12 protein-coding genes are annotated in these 11,021 nt (G+C 46.6%); all 12 read left to right on the forward strand.

Going from position 1 to position 11,021, the window contains the following annotated elements:
* Positions 1 to 469 (forward strand): fibronectin type III domain-containing protein (locus tag ACLTL4_RS09890; protein ID WP_412320476.1); only part of this gene is annotated, 469 nt, incomplete at its 5' end.
* Positions 470 to 503: 34 nt separating this feature from the next.
* On the forward strand, positions 504 to 2,462 hold the full coding sequence (locus ACLTL4_RS09895) for an NEAT domain-containing protein (protein ID WP_412320477.1): 1,959 nt from the start codon (positions 504 to 506) through the stop codon (positions 2,460 to 2,462).
* 9 nt (positions 2,463 to 2,471) lie between these two features.
* Positions 2,472 to 3,470, forward strand: a complete 999-nt coding sequence (locus ACLTL4_RS09900) for a heme-binding Shp domain-containing protein (RefSeq protein WP_412320478.1) — start codon at positions 2,472 to 2,474, stop codon at positions 3,468 to 3,470.
* A complete protein-coding gene (gene isdE, locus ACLTL4_RS09905; RefSeq protein WP_412320479.1) occupies positions 3,463 to 4,410 on the forward strand; it encodes a heme ABC transporter substrate-binding protein IsdE in 948 nt (315 codons plus the stop codon). Before ACLTL4_RS09900 ends, isdE begins: the two co-directional genes overlap by 8 nt.
* A gap of 29 nt (positions 4,411 to 4,439) precedes the next feature.
* Complete coding sequence (locus ACLTL4_RS09910) at positions 4,440 to 5,453, forward strand: FecCD family ABC transporter permease (protein WP_022119635.1); 1,014 nt, start codon at positions 4,440 to 4,442, stop codon at positions 5,451 to 5,453.
* On the forward strand, positions 5,443 to 6,243 hold the full coding sequence (locus ACLTL4_RS09915; RefSeq protein WP_022119634.1) for an ABC transporter ATP-binding protein: 801 nt from the start codon (positions 5,443 to 5,445) through the stop codon (positions 6,241 to 6,243). The genes ACLTL4_RS09910 and ACLTL4_RS09915 overlap by 11 nt, the downstream gene beginning before the upstream one ends.
* A 30-nt stretch (positions 6,244 to 6,273) precedes the next feature.
* On the forward strand, positions 6,274 to 6,651 hold the full coding sequence (locus ACLTL4_RS09920) for a YbaN family protein (protein ID WP_022119633.1): 378 nt from the start codon (positions 6,274 to 6,276) through the stop codon (positions 6,649 to 6,651).
* A gap of 370 nt (positions 6,652 to 7,021) precedes the next feature.
* Positions 7,022 to 8,080 (forward strand): ABC transporter substrate-binding protein, encoded by a 1,059-nt coding sequence (locus tag ACLTL4_RS09925; RefSeq protein WP_412320480.1) that lies wholly within the window; start codon positions 7,022 to 7,024, stop codon positions 8,078 to 8,080.
* Between the two features lie 12 nt (positions 8,081 to 8,092).
* Positions 8,093 to 8,983 (forward strand): ABC transporter permease, encoded by an 891-nt coding sequence (locus ACLTL4_RS09930; RefSeq protein WP_022119631.1) that lies wholly within the window; start codon positions 8,093 to 8,095, stop codon positions 8,981 to 8,983.
* The gene (locus tag ACLTL4_RS09935; protein WP_022119630.1) at positions 8,976 to 9,749 is read left to right on the forward strand and encodes an ABC transporter ATP-binding protein; all 774 of its coding nucleotides are present in this window, start codon (positions 8,976 to 8,978) and stop codon (positions 9,747 to 9,749) included. The genes ACLTL4_RS09930 and ACLTL4_RS09935 overlap by 8 nt, the downstream gene beginning before the upstream one ends.
* A 116-nt stretch (positions 9,750 to 9,865) precedes the next feature.
* Entirely contained in the window at positions 9,866 to 10,357 is a 492-nt protein-coding gene (gene nrdG / locus ACLTL4_RS09940; RefSeq protein WP_022119629.1) for an anaerobic ribonucleoside-triphosphate reductase activating protein, read from the forward strand.
* Positions 10,358 to 10,448: 91 nt separating this feature from the next.
* Positions 10,449 to 10,961 (forward strand): deoxyuridine 5'-triphosphate nucleotidohydrolase, encoded by a 513-nt coding sequence (locus ACLTL4_RS09945; protein ID WP_412320481.1) that lies wholly within the window; start codon positions 10,449 to 10,451, stop codon positions 10,959 to 10,961.
* Positions 10,962 to 11,021 lie beyond the last annotated feature (60 nt).

Raw genomic sequence — 11,021 nt, forward strand, 5'->3', positions numbered from 1 at the left:
GGATGTGCTGGTGACCTTTGACTGGGCAAACCGCAAAACGGTAAAAGATGACAATCCGGGAGGAAACGGCGGAAATAATAATAACGGCGGAAACAATAACGCAAACAATGGAAATGGCAATTCGCAGAATCCGGCAAACGGAAACACCAATACCGGAAATCAGAACAACAGCAGCGTAAAAGCACCGGCGGCTGTAAAAAATCTGAAAAAGAAAAAAGGAAAGAAGAATACGCTGACCTTAAGCTGGAAAAAAGTAACGGATGCAAATGGTTATGAAGTTTATCAGGCCACAAAAGCCAAAGGAAAATACAAAAAGATCAAAACCATTTCCAAAGCAAAGACAACAAAACTTACCGTGAAAAAACTGAAAGCCAAAAAGACATACTATTTTAAAGTACGAGCTTATAAGAAAAACGGCAAACAGAAACTTTTCGGAACATACTCAAAAGTACTGAAAGTAAAAATGTAAGAAAAAGAGCGAGATTCAGAACGGAGGGATCAAAGTGGAAAAAAATGTGACAGGAAGAAAAAGAAAATGGCAAGTATATCTGCTTGCAGGAGTCGTTTTTTCTGCCGGTCTGATCTCGCCGATGTTCCCTGCAAAAACAATGCAGGTATATGCAGCCGAAACGGAAAGCGTGCAGGCAGAGACGATCGCAGACGGCACCTATACGATAAACGGTGTATTGCGTCATGCTGTGCAGGATCAGGATTCCATGGGCAACACTGCCATTTCCAAACCGATGACCTTGCAGGTGTCCGGCGGGAACTGTCAGCTTGTCCTGGATCTGGTTCCGCTTACAATCCGTCTTGGAAAAAAGGATTTCAACGGATATCTGGCTGAGATGCTGTATTATCCGGACGTGGACGGAAGAGTTCCGACCGAAAGTGATGCTGCATCGGGAGCCGAGATCCTGGAGCAGTATGATGGAGTTTATGACAGTTACAACGATCCGGAAAACGGCCTGGATGAAAATGTAAAAGGCATGATCTATCCGAAAAAGATCGCAATCCCGGTCACCGAAGGAGATGGCGAAATCTGGACGCAGGTCTATGTGCCGGTGATGGAAGCGGTCAGTGCAGGCAGCGGCGAGCAGTACGCAAGGCTTCAGCTGGACTGGAGCAGCCTGACACCGGTGTCAAAGCCGACAGATCCATCCACCGAGCCTTCTACGGAAACACCGTCTACCGGGCAGCCGTCCACGGAACAGCCGGGAAATAACGGAAATCAGAATCCATCTTCTGAAAAAGCGGACAAGTCCGGCTTACATACCCTGCTGTTATCGGCGACCAGTTTATCCGGAAGAGAGAATGTATATACAAAAGAGAGTCTGGAAGCACTGAAAAAAGCGATCGCTGTGGCACAGAATGTTTATGATAATGAAAATGCGACAAAGCTTCAGATCACAAAACAGCAAAATGCACTATCCCAGGCGATCATCAATCTGGATCAGAAAAAAACAACTTCTTCCACGGAAGATAACAGCGGCGAGAGTCTGGATATCAAAACGCTCTCGGACGGAGTCTATTATCTTCCGGGCAAAATGATGAAAACCGATAAGCAGTCCTTATCCATGGCAAACGAAGCTCTGGATCATACCGTGAAACTGACGGTAAAAAAGAAAAAATATACGCTGACACTGAGCTTTAACGGTCTGACGATCAATGGTCAGAAAGGTTATCTCGGATGGCTGAAATATTATAAGGTCGGTTATCAGACAGATGCTTACGGCGGACCGGTCGGAAGCCCGAAAGCGGTAGATGTCACCAAAAAACAGAATGGCACCGATTATCCGAAAGAAATTTCTTTTACTATGATCGCGGAGGCAAAAAAAGACGGCTATGTTCCGCTCCAGGTATTTGTTCCGGTCATGGATGCCATCTCCGCCGGAAGCGGTACCCAGAATGTTTATCTGAAGCTGGATCTTGAAAACATCACACTGGATAAAAAAAGTGTAAAAGAAACAGAGGATAACGGCAATTCCGGCAGCGGCACTGATACTGGAAGCGGCACACAGGGAAGCCATACAAATGGAACCACCGGAAATAAAACTGCCGCATCAGGAAACGGTTCCGCAGGAAGTCCACTTGGAAACCAGTCACTTCCGGTAAGCAGCCAGACAAAAGGAACATCCGTACTTCCGTCATCGAATGCTTCAAAAAAGACAAAAGATGCCGCCAAAAGCAGCAGAGAGCAAAAAGAGAGTGAAGCAGCCAAAGAAGAGGCAGTGCTGAAAAACAAGATTGAAGATGCAGCCGGACAGGCAGCATCGGTAAGTGCAGAAAGTCAACAGCAGGAAGACAGCGAAAATGGTGACACGGTGACAACAGGACAGGGAAGATCGGGAGCACAAAGCAAAAAAGGAAATCCGGTTGCAGCCGCACTTCCGTCGCTTGGAGCACTTCTGGCAGCAGGAGCCGGTGTCCTTTATAAGATCAGAAGCCGCAGATGGGTGTTATAGGAGAAGATTATGCAGACAAGCATCAGGAAGAAAAAACGGGTTAAATATATCGCAGGACTGCTTCTGGTTTGCGGATTGCTGCTTTTGGGCAAAAAGCAGGTCTTTGCAGAAAGCGGGAGCATTTATACCTGTTCCATAACGACCAGTTATACACATCCGGTGACCGGTGTGATCGAGGATTCGGGCGGAGAAGCCTCTGCTGCGACCGGTCAGGGCATGGCAGAAAGTGCCGTTGGAACACAGGGGATTTTGGAAGTGACCGATTCCGGAAAATACTACCTGACGGTTCGCTTCAGTCTGATGGATTATGCCTCCAGACATGACATATCGGTTCAGAATGTCGGTGACAGCACATGGAGCAGCACATCAATGGCAACAACGGCGACAGGAGCAGACGGAAGCGGAAGCACCGAAGATGCCTGCATCGAAGTACCGTCGGAGAGCTGTATTGTGCGTTGCTCGATGTATGTAGAGCCGATGGGAAGAAACGTGATCTTTTATTTCTATCCGGGAGATTATCAGTCCGGTAATCAGACAGATTTCAAGGCGATAAATGTCACGGAAACATCGAACGTATCGGACGGAGCTCAGGAAAATAAATCAGAACAAAGCGACACAGACAAGTTGGATGAAAGCAGCCGGGAAACTATGAAATCAGAGGAAAATGATTCTGCAAAAACTTCTGATTCTGCGGATGCCAAAAGCAGCGACAATGCAGTACAGACATCAGAAACGGTAAATACAGAGAGTGAAAACAAAGCAGCCGCTCCACAAGCGGATACGGAAGTGCAAGGACTTGCCCTGTCAACCGCTTCCGAAATCTCAAATACAGAACAGGAGGGAAGTGATGCAGCGGATACCTCTGCTATGACGCCCGGAAAATGGATCCTGGTGCTGACCGTTTCCATGACACTTTCCGGTCTGATCCTGATGGCAGCCGGAACCGGAATTTTTCTTTTTCTGCAAAAGCATGGGGAGCTGTGGAAAGGAGACGAGGACGATGAGTAAGCGGATATGTCTTCTGTTCCTGTCGGCATTTGCAGTGTGTCTGTTCCTGAGCGGATGTGTCGATCAGCATCCGGAAAAAAGTACAGAAGCATATACAGCACAGGGAAACGGGCAGACGGGAGCTGTGGAAGCTGCAAGAGAAAAGGTGATCGCTCTTGGAAGAGCACCACGTATTGTGGCAACCTCACCGGCAGCGGCACAGATTTGTGAAAAACTGGAGCTAAACCTGGTCGGTGTCTGCAGCAGTACGGCAGAGATCCCGGATCGCTATCAGGATCTTCCAACCATCGGAACGGCGATGAGCCCGGATATGGAGATTCTGGCATCGTTAAGTCCCGACTGGATCTTAAGCCCGAGTTCTCTGCAAAGTGATCTTCAGTCAAAGTACGAGACTTTGAACAGTGACTGGGCATTTTTAAATCTTCGCAGCGTTCCAGGCATGTATCAGTCGATCGAAGAGCTGGGCGTGATTTTTGACCGGGAACAACAGGCGAGAGAGCTTACCGATGAGTATCAGGAGTTTTATCAGAATTTCCAGGAAGAAATTGCCGGAAAAGAACATCCGAAGGTACTGATCCTGATGGGACTTCCGGGAAGCTATGTGATCGCTACTGAAAAGTCCTATATCGGGAGCCTGGCAGCCCTTGCCGGGGCAGAAAACGTTTATGAAGATCAGGGACAGGAATTTCTGACGGTCAATACAGAAGATATGAAGACCAAAGAACCGGACATCATTCTGCGTGCGGCACATGCACTTCCGGATCAGGTAGCAGAAATGTTTGCAGAAGATTTCAAGACCAATGATATCTGGAAACATTTTCAGGCCGTGAAAGACGGAAAAGTCTATGATCTTCCGTATGAGCAGTTTGGAATGAGTGCAACGTTTGCTTATCAGGATGCCCTGGAAACGTTAAAAAAACTGCTTTATACCGAATCGTAATAAAAGCAGAACTGGAAGGAGAAAACGTTATGAATCAAGATATGGTGCGGAAACAGAAAAAGTACAGGCGAACCTGGATTTCGTTTGCTGTGATCCTGTTTTTGCTGCTGCTCGTATTTTTTTCGGCAATCAATACAGGGAGTCTTTCCGTAAGTTTCGGTCAGCTGCTTCGCGGTCTGTTTGTAGAATATGATGAGAATGTGGCGGCGGTCTATGATTTGCGTTTTCCGCGTATTCTGATCTCCATGCTTGCCGGGGCGGCGATCGCAGTGTCCGGTGTGCTTTTTCAGGCGGTTTTAAAAAATCCGCTGGCAGACCCGGGAATCATCGGAATTTCAAGCGGAGCTGGATTTGCGGCAGTCTGTGTGAGCACCTTTTTTCCGACACTTTACTTTTTTACACCGTTTGCAGCCTTTTTTGGCGGGGTGGCAGCATTCTTTCTGGTCTATTGTCTGTCCTGGAAACAGGGACTCAGCCCGCTTCGCATCATTCTGACCGGTGTGGCAGTCGATGCCCTTTTCACCGGACTTTCCAGTATCTTCAGTACGATGACAGGCGGTCAGAGGACCGGTGTGGCATCGATCGTAGAAGCAAATATCACGCAGAAGACCTGGTCAGATGTCGGAACGTTATTTCCCTATGTACTGGCAGGACTGTTTCTGGCGATTCTGTTTGTAGGGGAATGCAATCTGCTGTCTCTGGAAGACAAAACGGCAAGAGGACTTGGAATCAATGTAAACCGCACCAGGATCGTGATCTCCCTGACGGCAGTTTTACTTGCCAGCGTTTCAACCGCAGTTGCAGGTGCCGTAAGCTTTTTGGGACTGATCGTCCCGCATATCGGCAGACTGCTGGTTGGAAGTGACCATAAGGTGCTGATCCCGTTTTCCACACTTGCAGGGGCTTTTACGTTTCTGCTGGCAGATACGATCGGCAGGACGATCGCCGCTCCGTATGAAGTGAGTGCAGCGGTGATCATGAGCGTAGTGGGTGGTCCGTTCTTTATTCTTCTGCTTCGGAGGTCGAAAAAATATGGAAACTAATGCGATGGAAGTGAAAAACTTAAGCTTTTCCTACGGAAGCAACCAGATTCTCTCGGATATTTCCCTGACGATACCACGCGGGAAGATCACGACAATCATGGGTGCGAACGGCTGTGGGAAATCTACCCTGTTTTCTCTTATGACCAAGAATCTGACACCGGGAAAAGGGAAAATCCTGCTGGAAGAAAAGAGCATAAAAAAATATTCGCTCAGCGAATTTGCAAGAAAAGTGTCGATCGTACACCAGCATAATTCCGCAGCAGAAGATATCACGATCGAACGCCTCGTATCGTATGGAAGAACCCCTTATCAGAAAATGCTGGGCGGAAAAAGTGAAGAAGACGAGCGGCTGATCGAACAGGCACTTCAGGTGACCGGACTTCTGGACCTGCGTGACCGTGAGATCGGAAGGCTTTCAGGCGGACAGCGACAGAGAGTCTGGATCGCCATGGCACTGGCACAGAATACCGAACTTCTGTTCCTGGATGAGCCGACCACTTATCTGGATATCCGCTATCAGCTGGAGATCCTGGAACTGGTCAAAAAACTGAATGAAGAATTCGACATCACGATCGTTATGGTTCTGCATGACATCAACCAGACCATTTATTTTTCTGACAAGATCATCGGTCTGCAGGGCGGTCATGTGGCGATCGAAGGTGCTCCAGATCAGGTGATCACAGAAGAAAGCATTCAGAAACTGTATGGCGTACATCTGATGGTAACACGTGTGAACGGAAGTCCTGTGGTAGCCATTCAGGATTACCGGCTTCCGCCAAGAGAAAAATAACTTCTGTGATGAACAAGAAAGGATAAAGAGATGAAGAAAAACCCGATGAATATAATCTGGATGCTGCTTGGATTTCTGTGCCTGGCATTTGGAACGATCGGTATCGTTCTGCCGATCCTGCCGACCGTGCCGCTTTATATGGCAACCGTATTCTGCTTTGCAAAGAGCTCGGAAAAGTTACATACCTGGTTTCTGTCAACCGGTCTTTACAAAAAACATCTGGACAGCTTTGTGCAGGAAAGAGCCATGACGCTTGGAACAAAACTGAAAATTATCGGAATGGTGACCGTTGTGATGGCGATCGGTTTTCTCTGCATGAAAAATATGCCGATCGGAAGAATCTGCATCACAGTGGTGTGGGTATGCCATATTTTATATTTTTTCCTGCGTGTAAAAACAGTGGATTAAAAACAGAAATTTTCATTGACAAGAAAGCGAAAAAGTATTACTATTGATTGCATAGGAAAAACCGATGAGAAAGAAGAGTAGATTTTCCATAAAGGCACAGAGAGCTGCAGACGGTGGGATTGTAGTACGGCGTGGATGATTGAATGGACTTTCGAGGGCAGCCCAAAATCCGGACAGGAGAGTAGGCGTTGTCGGGAACCGAACCCGTTATCAATCTGGAATGTATAACTATGTACATGCAAAGTGGACAGAAGTCAATTTGAGTGGTACCGCGTTGATGAATATCAGCGTCTCAGGCAGAAAAGCTTGAGACGTTTTTTTATTTATCAGAAAATTGTAACTGTTTCACGGCAGAAGAAGGAGGACTTTTATGAAGAAAAAAGTATTAGCAGGTATTATGACAACAGCGATGATTATGGCAATGATGACAGGATGCGGCAGTTCAGACACTGCAAAAGATACACAGGCATCAACCGGAAGTGAAACATCCGCAGACAGCAGTGCGGCAGAAAGTGATTATACCATCGGTATTTCTCAGTTTGCAGAGCACGGTTCTCTTGATAACTGCCGCGAAGGATTCCTGGAAAGTTTAAAAAGTGCTGGGATCGAAGAAGGTGTCAATCTGACAGTAGAATACCAGAATTCACAGGCAGATACCGGAACCGCAAGTACAATCGCTGATAACTTTGTATCCAAAAATGTGGATCTGATCTGTGCAATCGCAACTCCGAGTGCCATGAGTGCCTATAACAGCTGTCTGGACAGTGAGATCCCGGTAGTATATACCGCAGTTTCTGACCCGGTCGGTGCAGGACTTGCAGATGAAGAGGGCAATTCCGTAGGAAATATCACCGGAACCTCTGATAAACTTCCGGTTGAGGAACAGCTGAAAATGATCCGTGATCTGATGCCGGATGCAAAGAAGATCGGTATTCTTTACACAACAAGCGAAGCAAACTCCGTAAGCACGATCAAAGAATACAAAGAGCTGGCAGAGAATTATGATTTTGAGATTGTTGACAGCGGTATCAATACCGTAGCAGATGTTGAGATGGCTGCAAAGGATCTGGCATCCAAGGTAGACTGCATCAGCAACCTGACAGACAACACCGTTGTATCTGCACTGCAGACCGTGATTGCAGCCGCAGATGAGAAGAATATCCCGGTATTTGGTTCTGAAATCGAACAGGTTAAGAGCGGATGTCTGGCATCTATGGGTATTGATTATATCGCCCTTGGCAAACAGACCGGCGAGATGGCAGCCAAGATTTTAAAAGGTGAGTCAAAGGCAGAAGAAATGCCGTATGAAGTATGCAGCGGTGCAAGCCTTTATGTAAATACCGCAGTTGCTGACAAACTGAACTTTGAGCTGGATCAGGCTACCGTAGATGGTGCGGCAGAAGTTTTCGATGAGATCACAGTGGAATAATCGGAGGTTGATATGGCATTGCTGATAAGCGTCCTGGAACAGGGACTGATATATGCGATCATGGCATTTGGAATTTATATTACATACAAAATCCTGGATTTTCCGGATCTGACGGTAGATGGCAGTTTCCCGATGGGAGCAGCGATCGCAGCAGCACTGATCAGCAGAGATGTAAACCCGCTGCTGACACTGCCAATCTGTTTTCTGCTCGGGGCTGTAGTCGGAACATTGACAGGCCTTATCCATGTAAAATTAAAAGTGCGTGATCTGCTGTCCGGTATCATTATGATGACGGCCCTTTATACGGTAAATCTCCGAATCGCAGGCAGGGCAAACCTGCCGATCTACAATAAAAGTACCATTTTCCAGAATGATCTGGTAGATAAAATCATTCCAAAAAGCCTTTCTTCTTTTAAGGTAGTGATCATTGTTCTGATCATCACCCTGATCAGCAAATACATTCTGGACTGGTATCTGAGAACGAAATCCGGTATGCTGCTGCGTGCAGTCGGGGATAATGATCATATCATTACATCCCTTGGTGTAAACAAAGGAAAGGTAAAGGTGGTGGGTCTTGCGATCTCAAACGGCCTGGTGGCATTAAGTGGCTGTGTGTTTGCACAGCAACAGCGATATTTCGATGTATCCATGGGAACTGGAACGATGGTCATCGGTCTTGCCAGTGTGATCATCGGAACCAGCCTTTTCCGTAAAGTAACGATTCTGCGTGTGACATCAAGCGTGGTAATCGGTTCGGTGATCTATAAAGCATGTGTGGCAATCGCCATTCGTTTTGGTTTTGAGTCCACGGACCTGAAATTTATCACAGCGGCATTGTTCCTGCTGATCCTGGTGCTTGGAATGGAACGAAACAGGAAGGTCAAGGTGAAAGTCGATGCTTGAACTCAGAGAAATTTATAAATACTATAATCCTGGCACAGTCAATGAAATGTGCCTGTTCAACAATTTTAATTTTAAAGTCGATGACGGTGAGTTTGTTGCGGTTGTCGGCAGCAACGGTTCCGGAAAAACTTCCATGCTGAATATTATCTGCGGGAGCATTCCGATTGATGAAGGAGCTGTCCTGATCAACGGCACCAATATCACAAATATGCCGGAATATAAACGCATGGGAAGAATCGGACGCGTTTTTCAGAATCCTTCCATGGGAACCTGCCCGTCCATGACGATCCTTGAAAATATGGCAATGGCAGAGAATAAAGGAAAAGCCTATAACCTTGGAAAGGGTGTCAACAAAAAAAGAGAAGAAGCTTACCGCGAGTTGCTCCGTCCGCTGAATCTCGGACTGGAAGATAAGCTTCATGTAAAAGTCGGAGCCCTGTCCGGAGGACAGAGACAGGCAATGTCACTTCTGATGTCCACGATGACACCGTTGGATTTCCTGATCCTGGATGAACACACGGCTGCACTGGATCCGAAGACTGCCGAGATCAATATGCGTCTGACGGATCAGATTGTGCGTGAAAAGAAGCTCACATCCATCATGGTTACCCACAATCTTCGCTATGCGATCGAATACGGCACGCGTATCGTCATGATGCATCAGGGAAAAGTAATCCTTGACAAAAAGGGCGAAGAGAAGAAAAATATGAATGTAGATGATGTGCTTGATCTATTCAATGAGATCAGTATCGAGTGCGGCAACTAAGTGACAGGTAGAAACAGCACTTACAAGTTTTTTGAATTCCGCCCCGACAGGAGAGCAGCAAACCGACGTGTTACTACTCTGGATAATTTATGTATGATAAGAAACAAGGAGACGATATGAGATACCATAATATAACAAAGGACGATATGTTAAACGGAGACGGATTGCGTGTTGTACTCTGGGTTTCTGGCTGCAATCACTGCTGTGAGGAATGTCAGAATCCGATCACCTGGGATCCAAATGGCGGCATTCCGTTTAACCAGGAAGCAAAAAACGAGCTGTTTGAGGAACTGGGCAAAAGCTATGTCTCCGGTATTACCTTAAGCGGCGGAGATCCGCTGCATCCGGCAAACCGTCTGGATATCCGTGCACTGGTGCATGAGATCAGAGAAAAATTTCCAACGAAAACAATCTGGCTGTACACCGGATATCTGTGGGAACAGATCAGCCATTTTGAAGTGATGCAGTATGTGGATGTCTGTGTAGACGGCGAATATGAGAAAGACAAACGCAATGTGCAGCTTCACTGGAAAGGCAGCAGCAATCAGCGGGTAATCGATGTGCCAAAATCACTGGAAACAGGAAAAGTCTGTCTGTACTGCGAATAGTATGGACAGTATCCATGTTCAAAAAAAGAACCTGAGACAATAAGGGATACCTGTACAACCGTGTCCTATGACACAGAAAACGGAGAAAAGCATGAAAAGAATAGCAAAATTTCATAAAGTAAGTTTTGAACAGTTTAAAAAAGGATGGATGGGAGAGTTCCCTCAGACTACAGAAGCAAAACTGCAGAAAATTTACGAAGATATCAAACTGCCAAAACGTGCAACCGCAGGATCTGCAGGCTACGATTTTTATACACCGGAAACCTTTAGCCTGAAATCCGGCGAAACTATCAAAATCCCGACCGGGATCCGCGTTGAGATGGAAGAAGGATGGGTGCTGAAGTTATACCCTCGCAGTGGCCTGGGATTCAAATACCGCCTGCAGCTGGACAACAGTGTCGGAATCATAGACAGCGATTATTTCTATTCCGATAACGAAGGTCATATGTTTACAAAGATTACAAACGATGCCAAACAAGAGAAGACACTGACCGTAGAAAAAGGTCAGGGATTTATGCAGGGGATTTTTGTAGAGTACGGGATTACCGTGGATGACGATGCAACGGCAGTCAGAAACGGAGGATTCGGGTCTACCACCAAATAAAAATTGACCGAGCTCTTTAGAGCGAGGGATGCTTCTTGTCCGAAGGGCAAGAAGATGGGC

Origin of the sequence: Hominisplanchenecus sp., from assembly GCF_046967715.1 — a bacterium.
GTDB classification, from domain to species: Bacteria; Bacillota; Clostridia; order Lachnospirales; family Lachnospiraceae; genus Hominisplanchenecus; species Hominisplanchenecus faecis.

Bases quoted from the DNA above. Each gene is read 5' to 3' on its own strand.
- ACLTL4_RS09900 (WP_412320478.1), top strand. From the start codon at position 2,472: ATGCAGACAAGCATCAGGAAGAAAAAACGGGTTAAATATATCGCAGGA.
- isdE (WP_412320479.1), top strand. From the start codon at position 3,463: ATGAGTAAGCGGATATGTCTTCTGTTCCTGTCGGCATTTGCAGTGTGT.
- ACLTL4_RS09910 (WP_022119635.1), top strand. From the start codon at position 4,440: ATGAATCAAGATATGGTGCGGAAACAGAAAAAGTACAGGCGAACCTGG.
- ACLTL4_RS09915 (WP_022119634.1), top strand. From the start codon at position 5,443: ATGGAAACTAATGCGATGGAAGTGAAAAACTTAAGCTTTTCCTACGGA.
- ACLTL4_RS09920 (WP_022119633.1), top strand. From the start codon at position 6,274: ATGAAGAAAAACCCGATGAATATAATCTGGATGCTGCTTGGATTTCTG.
- ACLTL4_RS09925 (WP_412320480.1), top strand. From the start codon at position 7,022: ATGAAGAAAAAAGTATTAGCAGGTATTATGACAACAGCGATGATTATG.
- ACLTL4_RS09930 (WP_022119631.1), top strand. From the start codon at position 8,093: ATGGCATTGCTGATAAGCGTCCTGGAACAGGGACTGATATATGCGATC.
- ACLTL4_RS09935 (WP_022119630.1), top strand. From the start codon at position 8,976: ATGCTTGAACTCAGAGAAATTTATAAATACTATAATCCTGGCACAGTC.
- nrdG (WP_022119629.1), top strand. From the start codon at position 9,866: ATGAGATACCATAATATAACAAAGGACGATATGTTAAACGGAGACGGA.
- ACLTL4_RS09945 (WP_412320481.1), top strand. From the start codon at position 10,449: ATGAAAAGAATAGCAAAATTTCATAAAGTAAGTTTTGAACAGTTTAAA.